At 64.3% G+C, this 25,088-nt stretch carries 22 protein-coding genes; 12 read left to right on the top strand and 10 right to left on the bottom strand.

What is annotated here, in order from left to right; translation table 11 throughout:
• Positions 1 to 26: 26 nt before the first annotated feature.
• From NLX68_RS10285 to NLX68_RS10275, 3 genes are all read right to left on the bottom strand, one after another.
• Positions 27 to 605 carry a YceI family protein gene (locus tag NLX68_RS10285; protein ID WP_254283894.1) on the bottom strand — a complete coding sequence of 193 codons (579 nt, stop codon included), beginning with the start codon at positions 603 to 605 and terminating at the stop codon, positions 27 to 29.
• Positions 606 to 638: 33 nt separating this feature from the next.
• Complete coding sequence (locus NLX68_RS10280; protein WP_254283893.1) at positions 639 to 1,190, bottom strand: cytochrome b; 552 nt, start codon at positions 1,188 to 1,190, stop codon at positions 639 to 641.
• A gap of 263 nt (positions 1,191 to 1,453) precedes the next feature.
• Entirely contained in the window at positions 1,454 to 3,310 is a 1,857-nt protein-coding gene (locus NLX68_RS10275) for a flavin monoamine oxidase family protein (RefSeq protein WP_254283892.1), read from the bottom strand.
• 191 nt (positions 3,311 to 3,501) lie between these two features.
• Here NLX68_RS10275 and NLX68_RS10270 point away from each other — a divergent pair, with 191 nt between their 5' ends.
• Positions 3,502 to 4,908, top strand: a complete 1,407-nt coding sequence (locus tag NLX68_RS10270; protein ID WP_254283891.1) for an adenosylmethionine--8-amino-7-oxononanoate transaminase — start codon at positions 3,502 to 3,504, stop codon at positions 4,906 to 4,908.
• Positions 4,909 to 5,007: 99 nt separating this feature from the next.
• Positions 5,008 to 5,727 (top strand): 16S rRNA (uracil(1498)-N(3))-methyltransferase, encoded by a 720-nt coding sequence (locus NLX68_RS10265; protein WP_010221505.1) that lies wholly within the window; start codon positions 5,008 to 5,010, stop codon positions 5,725 to 5,727.
• On the opposite strand, the gene NLX68_RS10260 is transcribed toward NLX68_RS10265, so the two are convergent.
• From NLX68_RS10260 to pilG, 7 genes are read right to left on the bottom strand one after another with little or no spacing between them, the layout of a single operon-like run.
• On the bottom strand, positions 5,724 to 6,341 hold the full coding sequence (locus NLX68_RS10260; protein ID WP_254283890.1) for a hemolysin III family protein: 618 nt from the start codon (positions 6,339 to 6,341) through the stop codon (positions 5,724 to 5,726). The genes NLX68_RS10265 and NLX68_RS10260 overlap by 4 nt on opposite strands.
• Positions 6,342 to 6,396: 55 nt before the next feature.
• Positions 6,397 to 6,864, bottom strand: coding sequence for a chemotaxis protein CheW (locus NLX68_RS10255; protein ID WP_254283889.1), 468 nt, complete (start codon positions 6,862 to 6,864; stop codon positions 6,397 to 6,399).
• Positions 6,857 to 12,169: an Hpt domain-containing protein gene (locus NLX68_RS10250; RefSeq protein ID WP_254283888.1), complete on the bottom strand. Its 5,313-nt coding sequence runs from the start codon at positions 12,167 to 12,169 to the stop codon at positions 6,857 to 6,859. The genes NLX68_RS10255 and NLX68_RS10250 overlap by 8 nt, the downstream gene beginning before the upstream one ends.
• Before the next feature lie 25 nt (positions 12,170 to 12,194).
• A complete protein-coding gene (locus NLX68_RS10245; protein ID WP_010221501.1) occupies positions 12,195 to 14,240 on the bottom strand; it encodes a methyl-accepting chemotaxis protein in 2,046 nt (681 codons plus the stop codon).
• A 15-nt stretch (positions 14,241 to 14,255) separates the two neighbouring features.
• A complete protein-coding gene (locus tag NLX68_RS10240; RefSeq protein WP_254283887.1) occupies positions 14,256 to 14,810 on the bottom strand; it encodes a chemotaxis protein CheW in 555 nt (184 codons plus the stop codon).
• The gene (pilH, locus tag NLX68_RS10235; protein ID WP_010221499.1) at positions 14,807 to 15,172 is read right to left on the bottom strand and encodes a twitching motility response regulator PilH; all 366 of its coding nucleotides are present in this window, start codon (positions 15,170 to 15,172) and stop codon (positions 14,807 to 14,809) included. Before pilH ends, NLX68_RS10240 begins: the two co-directional genes overlap by 4 nt.
• A gap of 42 nt (positions 15,173 to 15,214) precedes the next feature.
• The gene (pilG, locus tag NLX68_RS10230) at positions 15,215 to 15,625 is read right to left on the bottom strand and encodes a twitching motility response regulator PilG (protein WP_010221498.1); all 411 of its coding nucleotides are present in this window, start codon (positions 15,623 to 15,625) and stop codon (positions 15,215 to 15,217) included.
• 314 nt (positions 15,626 to 15,939) lie between these two features.
• On the opposite strand from pilG, the gene gshB reads away from it, so the two are divergent.
• The 10 genes from gshB to hslU all read left to right on the top strand — a co-directional run bounded on the left by gshB (position 15,940) and on the right by hslU (position 25,048).
• The gene (gene gshB / locus NLX68_RS10225) at positions 15,940 to 16,893 is read left to right on the top strand and encodes a glutathione synthase (RefSeq protein WP_036995450.1); all 954 of its coding nucleotides are present in this window, start codon (positions 15,940 to 15,942) and stop codon (positions 16,891 to 16,893) included.
• 109 nt (positions 16,894 to 17,002) lie between these two features.
• Entirely contained in the window at positions 17,003 to 17,908 is a 906-nt protein-coding gene (locus NLX68_RS10220; RefSeq protein ID WP_010221496.1) for an energy transducer TonB, read from the top strand.
• Positions 17,909 to 17,992: 84 nt separating this feature from the next.
• Positions 17,993 to 18,976 carry an ankyrin repeat domain-containing protein gene (locus NLX68_RS10215; protein WP_254283886.1) on the top strand — a complete coding sequence of 328 codons (984 nt, stop codon included), beginning with the start codon at positions 17,993 to 17,995 and terminating at the stop codon, positions 18,974 to 18,976.
• 71 nt (positions 18,977 to 19,047) lie between these two features.
• Positions 19,048 to 19,617, top strand: a complete 570-nt coding sequence (locus tag NLX68_RS10210) for a YqgE/AlgH family protein (RefSeq protein WP_254283885.1) — start codon at positions 19,048 to 19,050, stop codon at positions 19,615 to 19,617.
• Entirely contained in the window at positions 19,617 to 20,048 is a 432-nt protein-coding gene (ruvX, locus tag NLX68_RS10205) for a Holliday junction resolvase RuvX (RefSeq protein ID WP_010221493.1), read from the top strand. The genes NLX68_RS10210 and ruvX overlap by 1 nt, the downstream gene beginning before the upstream one ends.
• A 62-nt stretch (positions 20,049 to 20,110) precedes the next feature.
• A complete protein-coding gene (gene pyrR / locus NLX68_RS10200) occupies positions 20,111 to 20,629 on the top strand; it encodes a bifunctional pyr operon transcriptional regulator/uracil phosphoribosyltransferase PyrR (protein WP_010221492.1) in 519 nt (172 codons plus the stop codon).
• A gap of 12 nt (positions 20,630 to 20,641) precedes the next feature.
• A complete protein-coding gene (locus NLX68_RS10195) occupies positions 20,642 to 21,646 on the top strand; it encodes an aspartate carbamoyltransferase catalytic subunit (protein WP_010221491.1) in 1,005 nt (334 codons plus the stop codon).
• Entirely contained in the window at positions 21,643 to 22,914 is a 1,272-nt protein-coding gene (locus tag NLX68_RS10190; RefSeq protein WP_254283884.1) for a dihydroorotase, read from the top strand. Before NLX68_RS10195 ends, NLX68_RS10190 begins: the two co-directional genes overlap by 4 nt.
• A gap of 188 nt (positions 22,915 to 23,102) precedes the next feature.
• Entirely contained in the window at positions 23,103 to 23,633 is a 531-nt protein-coding gene (gene hslV / locus NLX68_RS10185) for an ATP-dependent protease subunit HslV (protein WP_010221489.1), read from the top strand.
• A 77-nt stretch (positions 23,634 to 23,710) separates the two neighbouring features.
• A complete protein-coding gene (gene hslU, locus NLX68_RS10180) occupies positions 23,711 to 25,048 on the top strand; it encodes an ATP-dependent protease ATPase subunit HslU (RefSeq protein ID WP_254283883.1) in 1,338 nt (445 codons plus the stop codon).
• Positions 25,049 to 25,088 lie beyond the last annotated feature (40 nt).

Below are 25,088 nucleotides of genomic sequence, written 5' to 3'. Positions count from 1 at the left end.
CGGCGTTTTTGTTCGTTCAGCAGCAATTACTTCTGCTTGACGCCTTCGATCGAGATGTCCAGATCCAGGGTCTGCGATGCAGGGCCTGGGCCTTTGATGCCGAAGTCGTTCAGGTTCAGCGTGGTCTTGGCGTTGAAACCGGCACGCTCGCCACCCCATGGATCCTTGCCTTCACCGTTGAAGGTAGCCTTGAAGATCACCGGTTTGGTCACACCGTGCAGGGTCAGGTCGCCGGTCACGTCAGCGGTTTTCTCGCCGGTGGATTTAACGGCGGTGGACACGAACTTGGCCTCTGGGTACTTCTTCACATCGAGGAAGTCTTTGCTGGCGATGTGCTTGTCACGCTCGGCGTGGTTGGACCACAGGCTGGCGGTTTTCAGGTCGACCGCGATCTTGCTGGCTTCAGGCTTGGTCGAGTCCCAGCTGAAGGAACCATCGAAATCCTTGAAAGTACCGTGGATGAAGCTGTAGCCCAGGTGGCTGATCTTCCAGTCAACGAAGGCGTGCTGGCCTTCCTTGTCGATCTTGTAATCTGCTGCCATGGCTTGGCCGGCGGACAACAGTGCGGTACCGAGCGCCAGAGCGGCAAAAGTCTTTTTCAACATGCGTCTATATCCCTTTGGAGTTGAGGTTGAACATCAAGCTTTGCGGCCCAGCATGCGGATCAGGGTCGCGTCACGGTCAATAAAGTGGTGCTTCAGGGCGGCCAGGCCATGCAACCCGGCAAAAATCACCAGGCCCCAGGCCAGGTAGAAATGGATCTCGCCGGCGACATCGGCCTGGTCGGGCAGATTGCTGACCAGCGCCGGCACTTCGAACAGGCCGAACACCGGAATGCCAACACCATCGGCGGTAGAAATCAGGTAACCGGCAATCATCACCGCGAACAAACCCAGGTACAACAGGCCATGGCCGGCAGTGGAGGCCAGGCGAGTCAGTTTGCCGTGGCTGGCCGGAGCCGGCGGGGGCGGACTGACAAAGCGCCAGAGCACACGCAGGAGCATTACCCCAAGCAGCACCAGGCCGATGCTTTTGTGCAGGTCGGGGGCGTCTTTGCGCCAGGCGCTGTAGTAGTCCAGGCCCATCATCCACAGGCCCAGGCCGAACAGGCCGAATACGGCCAGCGCAACACCCCAGTGCAGGAAGATGCTGACAAGGCCATAACGAGAAGATGAATTGCGCAGTTGCATTGCCGTGTTTCCCTGTAAGAACTGTGCTCAAGACTAACGAGTTATTTATCGATTAAAAGCAGAAAAACTTGCTCTGAAATATCGAGAAATATGATCTTTAGTATGAAACGAAGCTATTAAGGAAACATTAACTACGTGGGAAGGGAAGACCCTGAGGGTCTTGGGGCCGTAGCGCGGCCCATCACCGGCAACGCCGGCTCCCACAGGTTCGGCTTGAACAAAACCCTGTGGGAGCCGGTCTTGCCGGCGATGAAGTCAGCGCATTACTGCGCCTTGGCCTGGGTATCGGCCACCGGCTTTTTCACCGGCTCCGCCTTGGCAGCGGCTTTCTTCACTGGCGCAGCCTTGGCTGCAGTCTTTTTCTGCTGTTGCGCTTTGGCCACCGGTTTTTTCGCCGGCGCCTGCTTGGCCGCAGGTTTGGCCGGGGCCGCTTTTACCGGCGCCTTGGCCGGTTCTTCCTTGGCAACCGGTGCTACCGTGGGTGCCGGTGCAACAGCCGGGGCGGATGCCGGGGCAACCTCGGCAGGCTTGGCGGATGGCTGCTCGGCAGGCTTGTCAGCACCGCCGAACAGACGCTTGAAGAACCCTGGCTTGCCCTCTTCCTTCTTCACTGGCTCCTCGGCCTTGGCCGACTTGTCGGACGAACCACCAAACAGGTTGCTGAAGAAGTTGCCCTTGCTCGCCGCCGCCGCAGCGGTGCCTGCAGCAGCGGTGGCCGCCACCGCCTTGACCGGTTCGAACGACTTGCCGGCCGCCAGGTCCTGGACCTGGCTAGCAGCGCGCTGACCACTGCGCAGGGCGCCTTCGAGGGTGCCCGGGTACATCGCATCGGTGTGCTCGCCCGCAAAGGCAATACGCTGCACCGGACGCTCCCACAGGCGCCAGTACTTGCTGATCTGGCCAGGACCATAGGCCAGGTAAGCGCCACCGGTACCGACGTCGGTGCTATAACGGCGCACTTCGTAGCCGGTGAAGGCACCGCGGGCCTGCGGATAGAAGGCGTGCAGGCGGATCAGCACCTGATCGACCATCTGCTTGTCGCCAAAGGCTTGCAGCAGACGCGCGTTGTCACCGGAAAGGTTGATCACCACGTTGGCGCCGCCCTTGAGCGCAGGCTCGATCCAGAGCATGCCCAGGCCGGTGTTGCTGTAGATCTCGCCGGACATCCGCGAGCGGCTCTCCCACACCGGGGTCTTGAACTTGAGCATCAGCTGGTCGCGCCAGCCGTAGTTGGTACCCTTGAGCGCAGCCAGGTGCTTGGCGTCCAGGCCCGGGGTCATCTGGATTTTCGACAGGGCGCGCAGCGGCACGGCCAGCACTACGTAATCGGCCTGGTAACCCACGCTACTGACTTTGACGGTGACGCCGTCCTTGTCCTGGACGATGGCACTGACCGGCGATTGGGTCTTGATGGTCTTCAGCTGTTTGACAAAGGCCTGGGCCAGTACCGGGCTGCCGCCTGGCAGGCGGGCCGCGCGCAGGTCACGGTCGCTGACGCCACGGTAGACGCGGGTCTGCTGGGCGAAATAGAGCAGCGACAGGCGCGACGGCTCGTCGTAGCGGGTGCGGATTTGCTGATTGATCAACTGGCGTGCGGTGGCCGGCAACTGCAGCTTGTCGAGCCAGCCGGAGACGTTGAGCTGGTCGAGGGCAAACAGGGTGCTGTTGGCCGCTGGGTTCAGCGGATCGTCGATCGAACGCGCCAGGTCGTCGAGGGTCTTCTCGTAACGCTTGAGCGCCTCGGCGGTGGCCGGCTGTTTGGTGGCCAGGTCGGTCGAGCTGAAATACTCGCCGTCGATCAGGTAACCCGGGGTCCGCACGAACTCCGGTGCCGGCAGGGTGCTGAGCTTGAAGGCATCCAGGTACTGGTTGAGCACCGGCTGGGCCTTGCTGTTGCCGATCCATTCGCTGGTGGCCAAGCCTGAGCGCCCGCCCATGCCGGCCTTGGCTTCCAGCAGGGTCACCTGCCACCCCTTGTTCTGCAACTCATAGGCGGCTGTCAGGCCGGCCAGACCGCCACCGACGACGATTGCCGTCGGGGCCTTGTCCTTGGCCAGCGCAGTGCCGCTGAACAGTCCTATCATTACCAGCGCACACGCGCGCAGCCAACCAGCAGACATTTGGCGAACTCCGGATCAAAGCAGAAGTGTTTGGGGGGATCCCCCCAGAAAGAATAGCCGAAGGATACGCCACGCCAAGCGCCCCCGCCAGCAACGCCAGCACCCTGATTGCAGCGCACGGGTTGTTCTCGGCCGGCGCATTGCATAGGCTTGCGCGGCATGTCCGAGCCGCCGTCGCCAGGAGAATCGAAATGGGCCTCAACCAACAGTGGATGCAACGCGACCTCAAGGTCCTGTGGCACCCCTGCACCCAGATGAAAGATCACGAACAACTGCCGCTGATTCCAATCAAGCGCGGCCAAGGCGTGTGGCTGGAAGACTTCGAAGGCAAGCACTATCTCGACGCCGTCAGCTCCTGGTGGGTCAACGTTTTCGGCCATGCCAACCCGCGCATCAACCAGCGCATCAAGGATCAGGTCGACCAGCTCGAACACGTGATCCTCGCCGGCTTCAGCCATCAGCCGGTGATCGAGCTGTCCGAGCGCCTGGTGCAGATCACCCCTGAAGGCCTGGACCGGGTGTTCTACGCCGATAACGGTTCGTCCTGCATCGAAGTGGCGCTGAAAATGAGCTTCCACTACTGGCTGAACAAAGGTCAGCCGGAGAAAAAGCGCTTCGTCACCCTGAGCAACAGCTATCACGGCGAAACCATCGCGGCGATGTCGGTCGGCGATGTGCCACTGTTCACCGAGACCTACAAGGCGCTGCTGCTCGACACCATCAAGGTGCCGAGCCCGGACTGCTACCTGCGCCCCGAGGGCATGGGCTGGGAAGAACACTCGCGCACTATGTTCGCGGCCATGGAGCAGACCCTGGCTGAACACCATGCCACGGTTGCCGCCGTCATCGTCGAGCCGCTGATCCAGGGCGCTGGCGGCATGCGCATGTACCACCCGGTGTACCTCAAGCTGCTGCGTGAAGCCTGCGACCGCTATGGCGTGCACCTGATCCACGATGAAATCGCCGTGGGCTTTGGCCGCACCGGGACGATGTTCGCCTGCGAACAGGCCGGCATCCGCCCGGACTTCCTGTGCCTGTCCAAGGCCCTGACCGGTGGCTACCTGCCGCTGGCCGCCTGCCTGACCACCAACGAGGTGTACAGCGCCTTCTACGACGATTACCCGACCCTGCGCGCCTTCCTCCACTCGCACAGCTACACCGGCAACCCGCTGGCCTGTGCCGCGGCGCTGGCGACCCTGGATATCTTCGAGCAGGACAACGTCATCGAAGCCAACAAGGCCCTCTCCCAGCGCATGGCCACCGCCACCGCGCACCTGGTCGACCACCCGCATGTCGCCGAAGTGCGCCAGACCGGCATGGCCCTGGCCATCGAGATGGTCCAGGACAAGGCCAGCAAGACCGCCTATCCGTGGCAGGAGCGCCGTGGCCTGAAGGTCTTCGAGCACGCCCTGAGTCGCGGTGCCCTGCTGCGCCCGCTGGGCAGCGTGGTGTACTTCCTGCCGCCTTACGTGATCACCCCGGAGCAGATCGACTTCCTTGCCGAGGTGGCCACCGAGGGCATCGACATCGCCACCCGCAGCAGCGTCAGCGTGGCGGTGCCGGCTGATTTTCACCCTGACTTCCGCGATCCGGGCTAACAGCATCGCGGGGCAAGCCCGCTCCTACAGAGATCCTTGTAGGAGCGGGCTTGCCCCGCGATGAAGCCCGCACTGCCAACACATTTTTAGAGTTCGTACATGAGACTGTCCCGCTTCTTCATTGACGCCCCCCTGAGCCTCGGCGCCCACGACCTGCCCGAAGCCCAGGCCCACTACATCGGCCGCGTGCTGCGCATGGCCGCCGGCGATGCCGTGCAACTGTTCGACGGCAGCGGCCAGGAGTTTCGCGGCCAGTTGCTCGAAGTCGGCAAGAAAACCGTCCGCGTGCAGCTCGACGAAGCCTTCGCCGGGCAAGCCGACTCAAGCCTGCAAGTTCACCTCGGCCAGGGCCTGTCCCGCGGCGAGCGCATGGACTGGGCCATCCAGAAGGCCACCGAGCTGGGTGTCAGTGCCATTACCCCGATCGTCAGCGAGCGCTGCGAAGTGCGCCTGAAAGATGAGCGCGCCGACAAGCGCCTGGCCCACTGGCGCCAGGTGGCAATCAGTGCCTGCGAGCAGTGCGGGCGCTCCAGCGTGCCGGTGATTCACCCACCACAGCTGCTGGCCGACTGGCTCAAGGCCTGCGACGAAGACCTCAAGCTGGTCCTGCACCCGGTCGCAGAACCGATGGTCAGCCACCAGAAGCCGGCCAGCCTGGCCTTTCTGATCGGTCCTGAGGGCGGTCTGAGCGAAGCAGAAGTGGAGCAGGCCAAAGGCGCCGGCTTCCATGCCGCGCGCCTTGGCCCGCGGGTGCTGCGCACCGAAACCGCGCCGGTGGTGGCCCTGGCCGTCGCCCAGCAGCTGTGGGGCGACTTCTAGAGCACGTAGAAGAACACCGCGATGAAGTGCAGTAGGCTGCCGGCAATCACGAACAGGTGCCAGATGCCATGCCAATGGCGAAAGCGGCTGTCGTAGGCGAAGAAGATGATGCCGATGGTGTAGAACGCACCACCGGCCGCCAGCCAGGCAAAGCCTGCGGCGCCGAGACTGGCCAGCAGTGGCTTGACCGCCACCAGCACGATCCAGCCCATCAGTGCATAGATGATGATCGACATCACCCGCGCTTCGGAGCGCGGCTTGATCTCTTGCAGCATGCCGATCACCGCCAGCCCCCAGACTACCCCGAACAGGCTCCAGCCCCACGGCCCGCGCAGGCTGACCAGGCAGAACGGCGTATAGCTGCCGGCAATCAACAGGTAGATGGACAGGTGATCGAGCTTGCGCATGACCACTTTGGCCTTGCCGCGCACGCTGTGATAAAGCGTCGAGATGCTGTAGAGCAACAACAGTGTGAAACCGTAGATCGCCAGGCTGACGATCTTCCAGGGGTCACCTTGCAGGCTTGCCAGCACCAGCAACCAGATGGCGCCAATGCAAGCCAGCACGGCGCCGACCAGATGGGTCCAGGCATTGAAACGTTCACCGTGATACATGCAACAGGATCCTCCTGACTAGTAACAGGGCTCCCATCCTACACAGGCAAATGTTTCAAACCACCCCTGCGTCCACCAACAGTTGTTCCAGTGCAGGAAGATCCGGCACCCGCGCCACCTGTTCGCCCACCTGCACCGCCGCCATCTCCAGGGCGGCCAGCGGCACATCGACGTAGTTGAGCTGGCTGTCGAGCTTGCACGAGCGTGGAATGCCCTGCACCAGCAAGGCAACAAAGCGCAGCGGGCTGCTGCCCAGGGCATTGAGCACGACAATCCGCGCCCGCTCGCCAACCTGTAGCTGGCCGCCACAGGCCGATTCGAAGCTGAGCAGAGGCAAGCGCTGGCCACGCCAGTCGATCCAGCCAAGCAACCATTCAGGCGACGCCAGCACCGGGCTGCCGGCCTGAAAGCCGATCAGTTCGGCCACGGCAACGTTGGGCAGCACCAGGCAGCGATCGCTCAAGGGCAGCAGCAAGCCGGTCAGGCTGCTGCGCCGGTTATGCCGGGCGGGTTGTTCAAGCATCGCGGCGGCTCCATTGGGCAATACTCTGCAGCAGCACCGACTCTTGATAGGGCTTGCCCAGGTAGTCGTTGACGCCGATGGCCATGGCCCGGTCGCGGTGTTTCTGGCCGGTACGCGAAGTGATCATGATGATCGGCAGGTCCTCGAGCGTGGGATCGTGGCGAATCTGTGTGGCAACTTCAAAGCCGTCCATGCGCGGCATTTCAATGTCCAGCAGAAGTACGTCCGGACGATGCTCCTGCAACAGGGCCATGGCGTCGACCCCGTCCTTGGCGGTCAGCACGTTCATGCCGTGGCGTTCGAGCAGCCGCCCGGTGACCTTGCGCACAGTCACCGAGTCGTCCACCACCATCACCAGCAGCGGCCGCTCCGGCACGCTGCCATGGTTTTCCCGGCGCAGGCCTTCGCTGCTGCGATGGTGCAGGGCCAACTGCTGCTGCAAGCCGCGTAACTGGCCGAGCAAGTCGAGAATCAGCACCACCCGGCCATCACCCAGCAAGGTCGCCCCGGACAACCCCTGGACCGCAGCGAACTGCGGCCCCAGGCTTTTGACCACGATCTCGCGGCTGGCCGCCAGGCCATCGACCTGCACGGCATACTGTTGATCGTGGGAATGCACCAGCAACACCGGCAGCGGCAGGCTCTGGCCCAACAGTTTTGGTTGCGCCGCGCCCTGCAGCAGCTCGCCCAGGTAGCGCAGCTCATAGCGGTGTCCGGCGTATCGGTAATGCGGCGGGTCGAGCTGGTAGCAGGCTTCAAGCTCGGCCGGCGGCACGCGGACGATGCCTTCGATGGTGTTCAGCGGAATCGCGTACTGCTCTTCACCGTACAGGACCATCAACCCACGGTTGATCGACACGGTGAACGGCAGGCGGATCAGAAAACGCGCACCCTTGCCCGGCTTCGACTCGATCACCATCGAACCACCGAGCTGCTTGACCTCTTCATGGACCACGTCCATGCCCAGCCCACGCCCGGAAATCTGGGTGATCTTCTCGGCGGTGGAGAACCCCGGCTGAAGGATGAATTGCATGATCTCGTGGTCGCTGAGCACCGCCGCGGGGTCAAGCAGGCCACGCTTGATCGCCTTGCGCCGCACGGCCTCAAGCGGCACCCCTGCACCGTCATCGGTCATTTCGATGACGATATCGGCGCCTTCATGCAACAGGTTCAGCGAGATCAGCCCCTGCTCCGGCTTGCCGGCCGCCAGGCGCGCCTCGCGCGACTCCAGGCCATGGTCGACGGCGTTGCGCAGCATGTGCTCCAGCGGCGCCATCATGCGCTCCAGCACGCTGCGGTCCATCTCGCCCTCGGCATTGCCGATCACCAGTTCAACCTGCTTGCCCAGCTCGCTGGACACCTGCCGCACCACCCGCTGCAAGCGCGGCACCAGGCGCTCGAACGGCACCATGCGGGTGCGCATCAGGCCTTCCTGCAGGTCGCTGTTGACCCGCGCCTGCTGCTGCAACAGGCTCTGCGCGTCATGGGCACGCACGCTCAGGGTTTCCTTGAGGTCAAGCAAGTCGGAAGCCGACTCGAACAGTGCCCGCGACAACTGCTGCAGTTGCGAATGGCGGTCCATCTCCAGCGGGTCGAAGTCATCATAGGCCTGGCCGTCGCCGTCGGCCTGGCGGCTGAGAATGCGCCCCTGGGTTTCGGTATCCAGGCGGCGCAACTGGTCGCGCATGCGCTCCAGGGTGGTTTCCATCTCGTTCAGGGCCACCTGCGCATCGTTGACCTGCTGTTCGATGCGGCCACGGATGATCGAGTTTTCCCCGGCCAGGTTGCCCAGGTCATCGAGCAACTCCGAGGCCACCTTGACCATGTCGCCGGCGCCACGCTCAGGCGCGGTCACCGGCAGTTCCGGCGGAGCAGTGTCCGGGTGCGCCTGGCCGGCGGCGGTATCGGCCAATGCCGCGCTGCTGAAGTTGCGGATGTAGTCGATCAGCGCCGTGGCCGCGTGCAGCGGCTGTTGCAGGCGTACGGCATCGAGCATGTGGGCCAGGCGATCATGGCAGTTCTGCAGCAGGCTGAACAGGGCCGGGCTGGGTTGCAACTGGCCGGCGGCAAGCAGTTCGTAGAGGAACTCCAGCTCGTGGGCCAGGTCGCCGATCGGCCCGATCTCGACCATGCGTGCACCACCCTTGAGGGTGTGCAGGTCACGCAGCAGGTTTTCGACCTCGACGCCATTGCGCGGTTCGGCTTGCCAGCGCAGCAGGGCCGCACTGGAGCTTTCGACCAGGTCGAGGCTTTCCTCGAGAAAGATCTCCAGCAACTCTTTGTCGCCAGCGTCCTCCTGCGCTTCGACAGGCTTATCCACAACCGCAGGCGGCGGTGCGTCATGACGGAACTCGCGTAGCGCCGCCAGCAGTTCGACCTGGGCGGCCGGTACTTGGCCTTGCTGCAATTGTTCGAGCATCTGCGCCAGTTGCTGGTGGCTGCGCTTGAGCAGGGCAAACAGCTCGGCACCGGGGCTGAAGCGCCGGTCCACCAGGCCTTCGTAAAGCAGCTCAAGCTCTTGCGCCAGCACTTCGAACGCGCCCATGGCGGCCATCTGTGCGCCGCCCTTGAGGGTTTGCAGGTCACGGGCCAGCGACGACAGCGCCGAGGCGTTATCGGTATCCAGTAGCCAGCGCGCCAGGGCCTGGTCGGCACTGTCGAGAATGTCGTTGGCCTCATCGAGGAACAGCTCGAGCATGGCCGGGTCCGGCGCCTGGGCGGCCAGTTCGGCGGTGGCGCTGGCAAGCTCGGTGATTGCCCCGCCCTGGCTGCTGACCAGGCCCATGGCCGACGGCTCAAGGCCTTCGTCGAGCAGCTCACGCAGGGCCTGCAAGCGTTCCGGGCGCGGGTCGACTTCCTGGCCGGCGGCGATCTGGTCGAGCATGTCGATCAGCGCTTCATGGGCGCTCTGCGCCTCGCTGAAGAATCGCGGGCTGACCGCCAGGCTGCTCTCCTCCACTGCACCGTAGAGGTCGAGCAAGGCTTCACACAGTTCGTCTACCTGCCACAGGTCGGCCAAGTGCGCGCTCTGGCCGAGGGTGGTCAGTTCATCGAGCAGCGCATTGAGCTCCTGGCGCTCACCCGGATGCTCCTGCCAACGCAGCAGCAACGACTCGGCGTCGAGCAGGATGTCCATGCCCTGGGCCAGGAAGCTGGCAATCAGTTGCGGGTCGCGCTTGACCCGCAAGCCCTGACTCGGCGCCTCCAGCAACGCCTGCAGGCGCGCATCGACCACCTGGTGAATATCGGCAATCAGCGTCGCAGCCCCGGCAATCGGCGCCAACGGTGAACTGGAAAGCTGCTGCACGCCACGGCGCAGCAGCGGCTCTGCGGTTTCCAGGAGGTAGATTTCTTCAAGATCAAAGGCCAGCAGATGGGCCTTGAACTCGCGGGCCAGTAAGTCCAGGGCACCGGCCAGCTCGGCAATCGGCAACACCCCGGCCATCGCCGCGCTGCCCTTGAGGGTGTGCAGGGCGCGCTGCAGGTTGTCGCTGACCGGCAGCGGCAGGTGCTGATCGGCCTCGCGCAAAAAGGCTTCGAGGCTGTCCAGGTGCCCCAGGGCCTCGTTGCGGAATATCTCCAGCAATTGCGGGTCAATGGCTTCGCTGGCCTCGGCCTCGCTGTGCGGATCATTCATGGCCAGCGCATGCAGATGCGTCGCCAATTGCTCAATCTCGGGATGGGCCGGCGCCAGGGCCTGGGCAAACTCGCCAAGCAGCGCAGGCATCTCATCCAGGGCTTGTTGCAAGGCGGCGAAGGGCGCCACGCCGATTTCCACCCGGCCTTCGAGCACACGGTTGAGCAGGTGCTCCGCCGCCCACGCCAGCTCCGCCAGCGCCTGGGCGCGGACCATGCGCCCACTGCCCTTGAGGGTGTGCAGGCCGCGGCGCAGTTCGATCAGGGCTTCGCGATCGGCGCTGTCGGCTTGCCAACGGGCCCACATTTCATCGAGCAACGGCAGCAGCTCGTTGGCTTCTTCAAGGAATATCTCGCGCAACTCGTCGTCGATCGGCATGACGTCAGGCGCAGCTACCGCAGGCACCTCTATCACAGCAGGTTCCGGCTCAAGGCGATAACCCAGGGCAGCAAGGCTGTGCTGGGCCGCCTCGAGGAACCGTGAGGGATTGGCCTGGGGGTCGGCAATCAGCCATTGCAGGTAACACTCGCAGGCACTCAAGGCCTCGGCCAGATGGCTCAGGGCCGAAGGCTCAGTGAGGGTTTCGTTGCCCAGCAGATGCTCATGTACATAGTCGCCGCAGTGGCCGATCAACGCCGCTGCCCGCGGCAGCATCAGCATCGCCAGGGCGCCACGGATTTGCTGCAGCAAGCCAGGCAGTGGCTGCAGGCGTTGTGGCTGCCAGCCAGCATCCAGGCAATCGCCGATCAGGTCCTTGACCTGTTGCAACACCGCGAAGGCCTCTTCCAGCACCAGATGCCGAATCTCCGCCAGATCGGTGCCCGGCAGCGGGCTCTGGCTGCTCTGCTCCAGCGGCCCGACCATGCCGGCCAGGGTCGCCTCGACATACAGCAACGCCCCGGCGATATCCATCAACAGCGCATCGGCCGGTTCACGCTGGCCCTGGGCCAGGCTTTGCAGCACCAGCACCTGATCGATGATCACTCGGCGCGGCTGGCCAAAGCCGAGCACGGCCAGGGTGTCGGCGATCTGCCGCAGCGGCGCCAGCAACGGCTCCAGCTCGTCCAGATGCTGGCGATCGCCACGCACGAACTGGTCCAGACGCTCCTTGACCCGCTTGAGGTCTTCGCACAAAGCGGCGACCACGGAGCGCAGCGCATCGCGATCAGGCCCGGCCTGCAGGCGATCGCGCCAGGTACCCAGGTACAGGTCGAGGTTGGCCAGTTCTTCAGCGTCAGCGGGGCTACTGGTCAGCAGGCTGTCCTGCGCCAGGGGCTCGGCGCCGCGCTCGGCACGCAGTAGGTTGAGCACCGGCAGCACCACCAGCGGCAGGTCACGGCGGGCGCTGCGCAGGCGTTCAAGGTACAGCGGCAATTGCTCCAGGCCGCGAAACAGTGCGCCCAGCGCTTCACCGCGCTGGCTGGCCCGGCCCTGGCGCAAGGCCAGACCCAGTTGTTCCATTTCTTCGGCGAGCAGGGCCGCGCCATTGAGTTCGAGCATCAGCAGGCTTCCGCGCACCTGATGCAGCTGTTCGACGAAGCCATCGAGCACCGCTTCATCTCCGGGCTCGGCGGCGAAGTGCTCCAGGGTCAGGCGCGCCTGGCCCAGGCAGTCGGCAATCGCCCCTTTGACCCAGGCCAGCGCTACCGTATCGTGCCGATCCGCCATAACTGCTCCCATCACCATGAGGCCCTCAACGCGGCGGCGTCGGCGGCAAGGTAAAGCCGGACACCGAGCGGCGCATTTCACTGGCCATGCGAGCCAGGTTGCCAATGCTTTCGGCGGTGGCGGTAGAGCCAGCCGAGGTTTGCGAGGTGATCTGCTGGATTACCGACATGGTATGCGAGATCTGCCCGGCCGAAGAGGTCTGCAGCTGGGCGGCATCGGAGATGCTGTGAATCAGGTCGGCGAGGGTCTGGGACACGCCTTCGATTTCCGCCAGGGCCACCCCGGCATCCTGGGCCAGGCGTGCGCCGCGTACCACCTCGGCGGTGGTCTGCTCCATGGAGATCACCGCCTCGTTGGTGTCGGCCTGGATGGTCCGCACCAGCGCTTCGATCTGGCGCGTGGCCGACGATGAGCGCTCGGCCAGGCGTTGTACTTCATCGGCAACCACGGCAAAGCCGCGCCCGGCTTCACCGGCCAGCGAGGCCTGGATCGCCGCGTTGAGGGCGAGGATGTTGGTTTGGTCAGCAATGTCGTCGATCAGGCTGACGATATCGCCAATCTCCTGGGACGACTCGCCCAGGCGCTTGATCCGCTTGGCGGTGTCCTGGATCTGTTCGCGGATGTTGTCCATGCCGTTGATGGTGTTGTGCACCACCTCGTTGCCCTTGTTGGCGATGGCGACCGAACGCTCGGCCACTTTCGCCGACTCGTAGGCGTGGGTGGACACCCGGTCGATGGACTCGGCCATGTCGCCCACCGCCACCGAGGCATCGCTGATCTGCTGGGCCTGGTGTTCGGAGGCCTTGGCCAGCTGGCGCGCGGTGTTCTGGGTGTCCTGCACGGCGGCGGCCACCTCCTCGGCGCTGAGGTTGATGGTCGCCACTAGGTCGCGCAGTTGGTCGATGGAGTAATTGATCGAATCGGCGATGGCGCCGGTGAAGTCCTCGGTGACCGAGACCGTCACGGTCAAATCGCCATCGGCGAGGTCTTCGATTTCGTCGAGCAGACGCATGATCGCCTGCTGGTTGCGTTCGTTCTTCTCGGCGGTTTCGCGCAGCTGGCGGTGAGTGGTACGTACCATCACCAGACCGATGAGGATGATCGAAGCCAGCGCCAGCAAGCCCAGCACATAGCCGCCGACGGTATCCAGAGTACGCCCGCCGGCCAGGTTTTCGAAGCCGGTGGCCAGTCGCGAGGCTTCATCGAGCAGGGTTTGCGACAGGCCGAAGATACTCCCGGCGGCCTCACGGACACGGAACAGTTCAGGCGAGGTCTCAAGGATTTCGTCGACCGAGCCCGCGACGAACTGGAACAGTTCGGCGATCTCGGCCAGCCGCGCGCGGGCATCGGGGTCTTGCACGCGGGTAACCTGGATCGCCTCGTTGCCGCCGAGCATGGCTTCGAGCACCTGGCCGAAACGGCTGGCATCGCGGCCGAAGGCATCGGCGGCCTGAACCGCAGTGTCATCCCCGGCCAGAACGGTGTTGACCGAGCCGAGAATGCGCTCTGCCAGCAGCGACTGGCGCTGGGCCACCGCGACCTGACTGGCCGGGGCGCCGCTTTGCAGCAGGATTTCCACGACCTTTTCGTATTCCACCTGCAATTGCGGCACGGTTTCGGCCAGGGTCGCGGCGACCTGGTGCAGCGACAGCACGGTCTGTTCACTGGCAAGAATCGCGTCGGTGTTCTTGCGCAGGTTTTCCCAGTCGCGCAGCACCGCGTCCATTTCCTTGCGCACCGCCGGCGGCGCGGCAGGCAGGCCGGTACTGCTATCGCCCTTTTTCAGGTAGCCCCAGCGCTGTTCGAAATCATTGCGCGCCTCGCTCAGCAGGCGAAAGGCCACGGCCTTGCCGGCCGCCGCTTCAGTGGCGTTCTTGGCAATGCGCTGGGACAGCACGCGCAGCTCGCCGGCATGGCCGATGTACTGCTTGTCGTAATTGGCCTGGGTGTTGAGGTAGGCGAAGTTGGCGAACAGCAGGATGATCGACAGGATCAGCACCACGAACAACGCCGCTATCTGCGCACTGCTGCGGGAACCCTGGGGCGATGGAGCCGTCTTGGTGGTAGTCACGGAGGTGGCATTCCTTTACAACGCGACGTCGAGGAAACCCGGCGCCTGGGCCAGGGCGAAGGGGCTGAAGATCGCCCAACTGCGCTCACGCTGAAAATGCCCCTGAACGAAGGGCGCGGCAGCGCTCAATAACGGAGTTGGCGGCGACAGGTCGAGGTTGTGCAGCGGAAAATGCTGCAAACCCAGCACCTCATCGACCAGCAACCCGGTAAACAACTCGTCATGGTCGAGTACCAGCACCCGTCGCTGCTTGCGTGGGGCCGACAGGCCGAGGCCGAAAAAACCGCAGAGGTCCATCACCGGCAACAAGCGGCCGCGCAGGTTAGCCACCCCGCTGACCCACGGCTTGACCCCGGGAATGCGGCTCAGACGCGGCTCGTGCAGGACCTCGGCGACTTCGCCCATGGGCGCGACGAACCACTGCTCGGCGATGCGAAAGCCGATGCCGCTCCAGCTCTGCAGGCGGGTTTCCTGCAACGGCAGGTCGGCGGCCAGCAGCCGGCAACGCCGGTCGATGTCCAGCAGCAGCTCGAAAGCCGTCAGCGACTCGCCCATGGGCCGGCTGGTCAACCTTTGAGCACGGCGTTGAGCTTCTTGATCAGGGTGTCTTCGTCCACCGGCTTGGTCAGGTAGTCCCTGGCGCCCTGACGCTGGCCCCAGACCTTGTCGGTTTCCTGGTCCTTGGTGGTAACGATGATCACCGGAATGTGCGCGGTCTCAGGGGTCTTGCTCAACTGGCGGGTGGCCTGGAAGCCGTTGACCCCGGGCATGACGATATCCATCAGCACCGCGTCGGGCTGTTCCTGGCGGGCCAGGGCCACGCCGTCGGCGCCGTTTTCGGCCTTGAGCACCTGATGCCCGTGTTTTTCGAGCATACCGGTCAGTTTGTACATTTCGGTCGGCGAGTCGTCGACGATCAGAACTCGGGCCATGCTGTTCCCCATGAAGGAATAGACGCCTGCGGCGGCGCAGCGTCAGGGTGCGTGTTGTTCTTCTGCGGCGAATCCCGGCACATGGGCCTTGATTGCGTCCAGCAGTTCTTCCTTGCTGAAAGGTTTGGTCAAAAATTGATCAGAACCGACGACACGGCCGCGGGCCTTGTCAAACAGACCATCGCGAGACGACAGCAAAATCACCGGCGTGTCCTTGAAGGTACTGTTCTGCTTGATCAGGGCGCAGGTCTGGTAACCGTCCAGACGCGGCATCAGCACGTCGACGAAAATGATCTGCGGCTGGTGGTCGATGATCTTGGCCAGGGCATCGAAACCGTCGATGGCCGTGATGACCTCACATCCTGCTTCGCTGAGCAATATCTGGGCGGTGCGGCGAATCGTCTTGGAGTCGTCGATCACCATCACCTTCAATGCCGCGCCGGGCTGTTCCATAATTGCTCTACCATCGCTGCTCGCTATGAGCGGCAAGCTACAAGTTTCTAGCGGCAAGAAAAAGCAGGGTGAACGCGGCGTGCTTTTTCTTGTGGCTTATGGCTTGTGGCTTGCAGCTGGAGACGGCCTCGCAGGCCACGTGCCAGGCCTTTTTAGCACACTCTGGGGGGTGCATTCCATCGGCCCGCGCCGACGCCCGCCGCAGCACCGGCCAGGATGCGTTTTTCCCTTGACCGCCAGCGCCGCGAGCGCCACCCTGACGCCACTTTTCATTCGAGCCAATGCGGCCCATTGCCGCTGAGAGGATTTAGCCCATGAGCGTTCGCCTCGGGATTGTCATGGACCCCATTGCGCGCATTTCCTATAAAAAGGACAGCTCGCTGGCCATGTTGCTGGCCGCCCAGGAGCGCGGCTGGTCGCTGTTCTACATGGAGCAGCAGGACCTCTACCAGGGTGCCGGCCAAGCCCGCGCGCGCATGCGCCCGCTGAAAGTCTTCGCCGACCCGGAGCACTGGTTCGAGCTCGACGCCGAGCAAGACTGCGCCCTGAGCGAGCTGGACGTGATCCTGATGCGCAAGGATCCGCCGTTCGACATGGAGTTCGTCTACAGCACCTACCTGCTGGAACAGGCCGAAGCCGCCGGCGTGCTGGTGGTCAACCGCCCGCAGAGCCTGCGCGACTGCAACGAAAAACTATTCGCCACGCTGTTCCCGCAGTGCACGCCGCCGACCCTGGTCAGCCGCCGCGCCGACATCCTGCGTGAATTCGTCAACCAGCAGGGCGACACCATCCTCAAGCCGCTGGACGGCATGGGCGGCACCTCGATCTTCCGCCATCGCCCGGGCGATCCGAACCTTTCGGTGATCCTCGAAACCCTGACCGGCAACGGCACCCAGCAAATCATGGCGCAAGGCTATCTGCCGGCCATCAAGGACGGCGACAAGCGCATCCTGATGATCGACGGCGAGCCGGTGCCTTATTGCCTGGCGCGCATCCCCGCCTCTGGCGAAACCCGTGGCAACCTCGCCGCCGGTGGCCGTGGCGAAGCCCGCCCACTGACCGACCGCGACCGCTGGATCGCCGAACAGGTCGGCCCGACCCTGCGCGAGAAGGGCCTGCTGTTCGTCGGCCTGGACGTGATCGGCGAGCACCTGACCGAAATCAACGTCACCAGCCCGACCTGCATCCGCGAGATCGACAATGCCTTCGGCACCAAGATCGGCGTGCAGTTGATGGATGCCATTGATCGCAAGCTCAAGGCGCGCTGACAGCCGACGCGGAGCAACCGCGCAGAGTGGGGTATCATGCCGGTCGTTTTTATGACCTGGGCACCTGCTCTGCCGGTTTTTCCCGGGTTTTGCAGCTGCTGGATACCTGATGACGCTTCCTGCTGACATCCCTGCCGACTTCTCTCCACCCCGCGTACGCCCGGTGGATCGCCTGGGTTTTACCTTGTTCCTGGCGGCGCTGCTGCACCTGGTGCTGATCCTCGGCGTCGGTTTCACCTTCGCCAAGCCCGAAGAAATCCGCCGGACCATGGAAATCACCCTGGCCACCTTCAAGAGCGAGAAAGCGCCGCAGAAGGCTGACTACCTGGCCCAGGACAACCAGCAAGGCAGCGGCACCCTGGACAAGAAAGCGCTGCCGAAAACCACCGAAGTGGCGCCCTTCCAGGACAGCAAGATCAACAAGGTCACCCCACCTCCAGCCGCCAAGCCCGAAGTGCAGCCGCAACCGACGCCGCCCAAAGCCGTGGTCGCGACCAAGGCACCGAAGCCGGAAAAAGTCGAAACCCGGCCCAAGGAAGCCAAGCCGCAGCCCAAACCCAAGGCCGCGACCCCGGATTTCGACAGCTCGCAGCTGTCCAGCCAGATCGCCAGCCTCGAAGCCGAGCTCTCCAACGAGCAACAGCTGTACGCCAAGCGTCCGCGCATTCATCGCCTCAACGCCGCCTCGACCATGCGCGACAAGGGTGCCTGGTACAAGGATGAGTGGCGCAAGAAGGTCGAGCGCATCGGCAACCTCAACTATCCCGACGAAGCCCGGCGCCAGCAGATCTACGGCAGCCTGCGGCTGATGGTGTCGATCAACCGCGACGGCTCGCTGTATGAGGTGCTGGTGCTCGAGTCCTCCGGCCAGCCCCTGCTCGACCAGGCTGCCCAGCGCATCGTGCGCCTGGCCGCACCATTCGCGCCGTTCACCGGCGACCTGGCCGATATCGACCGGCTGGAGATCATCCGCACCTGGCGTTTTGCCCGCGGCGACCGGCTGCAAAGCAACTGATCTAAGGCTCCACCTGATGGCAAAACAGTAGCCACTCTGCGAATATGCGCGCCCGTATATCCCCCTCAAGAAAGGACTCTTTTGATGTCGCGCATCAATTTCGCCCGCAAAACCGCTGCCCTCGGCCTGGCCCTGGCCGCCTGCGCCCTGCCTGCTGCCGCCTTCGCCGACGCCGCCGAGCTGTCGCAGAAGCTGTACAACGAAGTTGGCGAGTACAAGTACGACGAAACCCCGGCGCGCCTGGCCAAGATCCAGGCCCTGCTCGACCAGGGTGCCGACCCGAAAGGCCAGCCGATGTTCCTGGCAGCCTCCTACAAGATCGTCGCGCCGTTCGAGCTGTTCCTGCCAAAGATCGGTGACGTCAACACGCCAATCCAGGAAAACGGCGAAACCCTGCTGCTGTTCGTCCTCAACCAGGCCGAACAGTCGAAGGCCTCCGAGGCTGACCTGCGCATGGTCAAGGGCCTGATCAAGGCCGGCGCCAACGTCAACGTATTAGCCCAGGGCGATTCCGCCACGCCGCTGAACACCGCAGCACGCAAGGGCTCACCCGAACTGATCAAGCTGCTGCTGGATTCCGGCGCCGATGCCAAGGCCGTCCGGCCGAACGGCTTTACCCCATTGACCGGACCGGGTGCTTCAAACCTGGAGGTGATCAAGCTGCTGGTCGCTGCCGGCGCCAATCCGCACCAAGTAACCCTGACCGGCTCGACGCCGCTGCACCATGTTTGCGAACGCGCCTTTGAAATGAACGGCCAGCCCGACCCGCAAGCCGCCCAGCGCATCGCCCTGCTGCTGAAAAAAGGCAGCTCGATCGATGCCTACCACGAGCAGCACGGCACCTTCCCGGTCGGTACGCCGCTGGAAGAAGCCGCCCGCTCGGACAACCCGGACTGCGTCGCCGCACTGATCAAGGCCGGCTCCAGCCTGAAGGCCCCGGCGTTCCCGGAGAGCTACCTGGCCAAGTACCCGCAGGCCAAGCAGAAGACCGTCCAGGAGTACGTGCTGTCGGCCGCTGAAGAGTCGCCAACCCTGTATACCGAAGAAGTGGTCAAGCTGTTCAAGTAACCCCGCAGTAAAGCTGACAAGGTGACGCCAGCACCTTGTCAGCGTGGCCGCTCACCGCCACACTATCAACCATGAAGAACCTCAGCCCGGATTACCTCAAGCACCAGTTCCTGATCGCCATGCCACACATGGCCGACCCGAACTTCGCGCAGACCTTGACCTACATTGTCGAGCACAACGCCAATGGGGCGATGGGGCTGGTGGTCAATCGACCGCAGGACCTCAACCTGGCCGACATCCTCGAACAACTGCGCCCGGAGGTCGATCCGCCGGCCAGTTGCACTCACGTCCCGATCTACATGGGCGGCCCGGTACAAACCGACCGCGGCTTCGTCCTGCATAGCAGCGAGCGCACCTTCCAGGCCACCGTCGAGCTCGACGGCCTGTCACTGACCACCTCCCAGGACGTGCTGTTCGCCATCGCTGACGGCCTTGGCCCCAAGCGGAGCCTGATCGCCCTCGGCTATGCCGGCTGGGAAGCCGGGCAACTGGAAGCGGAGCTGGCCGACAACGCCTGGCTGAACTGCCCGTTCGACCCCGAGATCATCTTCGGCATGGCCTGCGAGCAGCGTCTTGCAGCGGCCGCCGCAAGCCTTGGGATCAACCTCAGCCTGCTGACCAGCCAGGCGGGGCACGCCTGATGGCCGAAGTACGCTTGCTGCTGGGCTTTGACTACGGCAGCCGCCAGATCGGCGTCGCGGTCGGCCAGGTCATCACCGGCCAGGCCCGCGAGCTGTGTACCCTCAAGGCGCAGAACGGCACACCGGACTGGGCCCAGGTGGAAAAACTGATCAAGGAATGGAAACCCGACGCCCTGGTGGTCGGCCTGCCATTGAACATGGATGGCACCCCCAGCGAGATGAGCGAGCGCGCGGAAAAGTTCGCCCGCCGCCTCAATGGCCGCTTCAACCTGCCAGTGCACACCCACGACGAGCGCCTGACCACCTTCGAGGCCAAGGGCGAACGCATGGCCCGTGGCGGCCAGCGTGGCAGCTATCGCGACAACCCGGTGGACGCCATTGCCGCCGCCTTGCTGCTGCAGGGCTGGCTGGAGGCCAATACCGGGGCCTGAGACCCGATCATCGCATTCAAGCCGGGCCAGCGTACCGCTCCCCGGCCCCTTGAGGAGCAAGCATGAGCCTACCCAATCCCGCCGAACTGATCCGGCAGATGGCCGTTGACCTTCGCGCCCATCTGGCCCGGCGCGCCATTGCCGAGCCGCGCTTCATCGGCATCCGCACCGGTGGTGTCTGGGTCGCCCAGGCACTGCTTGAAGAACTGGGCAGCGATGCCGCCCTGGGCACACTTGACGTTTCCTTCTACCGCGACGATTTCAGCCAGAACGGCCTGCACCCGCAGGTGCGCCCGTCCGACCTGCCGTTCGAGATCGAAGGCCAGCACCTGGTGTTGATCGACGACGTACTGATGAGCGGACGCACCATCCGCGCAGCCCTCAACGAACTGTTCGACTATGGCCGCCCGGCCAGCGTGACCCTGGTCTGCCTGCTCGACCTGGATGCCGGTGAATTGCCGATCCGGCCGAATGTGGTCGGCGCCACCCTGTCGCTGGCCGCCCATGAACGGGTAAAATTGACCGGACCCGCACCGCTCGCCCTCGAGCGCCAGGACCTCGCCTCCGCATCCGCCCTTTAAGAGTCCCCCGCGATGACGCCAATCGACGCCAAGCGCCCGCTGCAGCTCAATGATCAGGGCCAGCTGCGCCACTTCCTCTCGCTCGACGGTTTGCCCCGCGAACTGCTGACCGAAATCCTCGACACCGCCGACTCGTTCCTCGAAGTCGGCGCCCGGGCCGTGAAGAAGGTCCCGCTGCTACGCGGCAAGACCGTCTGCAACGTGTTCTTCGAGAACTCCACCCGCACCCGTACCACCTTCGAACTGGCCGCCCAGCGGCTGTCGGCGGACGTCATCACCCTGAACGTGTCGACCTCCTCGACCAGCAAGGGCGAAACCCTGTTCGACACCCTGCGCAACCTCGAAGCCATGGCGGCCGACATGTTCGTCGTGCGCCATGCCGACTCCGGCGCCGCGCACTTTATCGCCGAGCATGTGTGCCCGGAGGTGGCGATCATCAACGGCGGCGACGGCCGCCACGCCCACCCGACCCAGGGCATGCTCGACATGCTCACCATTCGTCGGCACAAGGGCGGCTTCGAGAACCTCTCGGTGGCAATCGTCGGCGACATCCTGCACTCGCGGGTGGCGCGCTCGAACATGCTCGCACTGAAAACCCTGGGCTGCCCGGATATCCGCGTGATCGGCCCGAAAACCCTGCTGCCGATCGGTATCGAGCAGTATGGCGTCAAGGTCTATACCGACCTCGAACAAGGCCTCAAGGACGTCGACGTGGTGATCATGCTGCGCCTGCAGCGTGAGCGCATGGCCGGCGGCCTGCTACCCAGCGAAGGCGAATTCTACCGCCTGTTCGGCCTGACCACCGCGCGCCTGGCCGGAGCCAAACCGGATGCCATCGTCATGCACCCGGGCCCGATCAACCGCGGCGTGGAGATCGAATCGGCCGTGGCCGACGGCGCTCACTCGGTGATTCTCAACCAGGTCACCTACGGCATCGCGGTGCGCATGGCGGTGCTGTCCATGGCCATGAGCGGGCAGACCGCACAACGTCAATTCGAGCAGGAGAACGCCCAGTGACCCTCAGTATTCTCGGCGCCCGGGTCATCGACCCGCTGAGTGGCCTGGACCAGACCACCGACCTGCACATCGATGCCGGCAAGATCATCGCTATCGGCGCCGCCCCGGCAGGCTTCAAGCCCGCGCGCAGCATCGACGCCCAGGGCCTGGTGGCCGCACCCGGCCTGGTCGACCTCAATGTCGCCCTGCGCGAGCCCGGTTACAGCCGCAAAGGCAGCATCGCCAGCGAAACCCGCGCCGCCGCTGCCGGCGGCGTCACCAGCCTGTGCTGCCCACCGCAGACCAAGCCTGTGCTGGACACCTCGGCAGTGGCCGAACTGATCCTCGACCGCGCCCGCGAAGCCGGGCACAGCAAGGTCTATCCGATCGGCGCCCTGAGCAAAGGCCTGGAAGGCGAGCAGCTTGCAGAGCTGATTGCCCTGCGCGACGCCGGTTGCGTGGCCTTCGGCAACGGCCTCAATGCCTTTGCCAACAACCGCACCCTGGCCCGCGCCCTGGAATACGCCGCGACCTTCGACCTGACAGTGATCTTTCACTCCCAGGACCGTGACCTGGCCCAGGGCGGCCTGGCCCACGAAGGCGCCATGGCCAGCTTCCTCGGCTTGCCGGGCATCCCGGAAACCGCCGAAACCGTGGCCCTGGCGCGCAACCTGCTGCTGGTCGAACAAACCGGCGTGCGCGCCCACTTCAGCCAGCTGACCAGCGCCCGCGGCGCGCGGCTGATCGCCCAGGCCCAGGCACTGGGGCTGCCGGTCACCGCCGACGTTGCCCTGTACCAGTTGATCCTCACCGACGAAGCGCTGCGCGACTTCTCAAGCCTCTACCACGTGCAACCGCCGCTGCGCACCCGCGCCGACCGCGACGGCCTGCGCGAGGCAGTGAAGTCCGGGGTGATCCAGGCGATCTCCAGCCATCACCAGCCCCATGAGCGTGATGCCAAGCTGGCGCCGTTCGGGGCGACCGAACCGGGCATCAGCAGCGTCGAACTGTTGTTGCCGCTGGCCATGACCCTGGTGGAGGACGGCCTGCTCGACCTGCCAACTTTGTTGCAGCGTTTGTCTGCGGGCCCTGCCGCGGCGCTGCGCCTGCCAGCGGGCGAGCTGAAGGTTGGCAGTGCGGCCGACCTGGTGCTGTTCGATGCCAAGGCCTCGACCGTCGCTGGCGAGCAGTGGCGCTCCAAGGGCGACAACTGCCCGTTCATCGGCCACTGCCTGCCGGGAGCGGTGCGTTATACCTTGGTCGATGGGCATATCAGCCACGAGGCCTGATGTTTAAGGGGCCGCTGTGCGGCCCCATCGCCGGCAGGGCCGGCTCCCACAGGTCCTGCATGCACCGATCCTTGCCGGCGATAGGGCCCCGAAGGATTACCGCTCATCCTGCAAGGTTGAAATCCTTCCCACCACCCCCATATGAGTCTGCATCAGGCATTTTCGCCCCGCTGCGTGGAGACTCTCCCTTGACCACCATCGTTTCAGTTCGCCGCCACGGCAAAGTCGTCATGGGCGGCGACGGCCAGGTTTCCCTCGGCAACACCGTGATGAAAGGCAACGCCAAGAAAGTCCGCCGCCTGTACCACGGCCAGGTCATCGCCGGTTTCGCCGGTGCCACCGCCGACGCTTTCACCCTGTTCGAACGCTTCGAAGGGCAACTGGAAAAACACCAGGGCCATCTGGTCCGTGCCGCCGTGGAGCTGGCCAAGGAATGGCGTACCGACCGCTCCCTGAGCCGCCTGGAAGCCATGCTGGCCGTGGCCAACAAGGACGCCTCCTTGATCATTACCGGCAACGGTGACGTGGTCGAGCCCGAAGACGGCCTGATTGCCATGGGCTCCGGTGGCGCCTACGCCCAGGCCGCCGCCCGCGCCCTGCTGCAGAAGACCGACCTCTCGGCCCGCGAAATCGCCGAGACCGCGCTGAACATCGCCGGTGACATCTGTGTGTTCACCAACCATCACCTGACCATCGAGGAGCAGGACCTGGCCGAGTAATTCAGCTGTTCTGGCGCCCGACCCCGGTGGCCGGGCTTTTCCACGCTGACTTATCGAGCCCAAGGACCATCATTACCATGTCCATGACCCCCCGCGAGATCGTTCACGAACTCAACCGCCACATCATCGGCCAGGACGACGCCAAGCGCGCCGTCGCCATCGCCTTGCGCAACCGCTGGCGGCGCATGCAACTGCCGGCCGAGCTGCGCGTTGAGGTGACGCCGAAGAACATCCTGATGATCGGCCCGACCGGCGTCGGCAAGACCGAAATCGCCCGGCGCCTGGCCAAACTGGCCAATGCACCGTTCATCAAGGTCGAAGCGACCAAGTTCACCGAGGTCGGCTATGTCGGCCGTGACGTCGAGTCGATCATCCGCGACCTGGCCGATGCGGCGATCAAGATGCTCCGCGAGCAGGAAATCATCCGCGTCGGTCATCGCGCCGAAGACGCTGCCGAGGAGCGCATCCTTGATGCCCTGCTGCCACCGGCACGCACCGGCTTCAACGAAGACCAGGTCACCAGCCAGGATTCCAACACCCGCCAGCTGTTCCGCAAGCGCCTGCGCGAAGGCCAGCTGGACGACAAGGAAATCGAGATCGAAGTGGCCGAGGCCGTCGGTGTCGATATTTCTGCGCCACCGGGCATGGAAGAAATGACCAACCAGTTGCAGAACCTGTTCGCCAATATGGGCAAGGGCAAACGCAAGAGCCGCAAGCTCAAGGTCAAGGAAGCGCTCAAGCTGGTACGTGACGAAGAAGCCGGGCGCCTGGTCAACGAAGACGAACTCAAGGCCAAGGCCCTGGAAGCGGTCGAACAGCACGGTATCGTGTTCATCGACGAGATCGACAAGGTCGCCAAGCGCGGCAACGTCGGCGGTGCCGATGTCTCGCGCGAAGGTGTCCAGCGCGACCTGCTGCCGCTGATCGAAGGCTGCACGGTGAACACCAAGCTGGGCATGGTCAAGACCGACCATATCTTGTTCATCGCCTCCGGTGCCTTCCACCTGAGCAAGCCAAGCGACCTGGTGCCCGAGCTGCAAGGCCGTCTGCCGATCCGCGTCGAGCTCAAGGCCCTGAGCCCGGAAGACTTCGAGCGCATCCTCAGCGAACCGCACGCCTCGCTCACCGAGCAGTACCGTGAGCTGCTGAAAACCGAAGGCCTGAACATCGAGTTCGCCGCCGACGGCATCAAGCGCCTGGCCGAGATCGCCTGGCAGGTCAACGAGAAGACCGAGAACATCGGTGCCCGTCGCCTGCACACCCTGCTCGAGCGCCTGCTCGAAGAGGTGTCGTTCAGCGCCGGCGACCTGGCCAGCGCCCACAGCGAAGCGCCGATCCACATCGACGCCGACTACGTCAACAGCCACCTGGGCGAATTGGCGCAGAACGAAGACCTTTCTCGTTATATTCTGTAAGCCTAACTCTCTTACAGGCAGGGCCGCCTAGCGGCCCTGA

This window comes from Pseudomonas sp. SBB6 (assembly GCF_024213215.1).
GTDB lineage: Bacteria > Pseudomonadota > Gammaproteobacteria > Pseudomonadales > Pseudomonadaceae > Aquipseudomonas > Aquipseudomonas donghuensis.
This window is presented reverse-complemented; position numbering and strand designations above follow the sequence as displayed.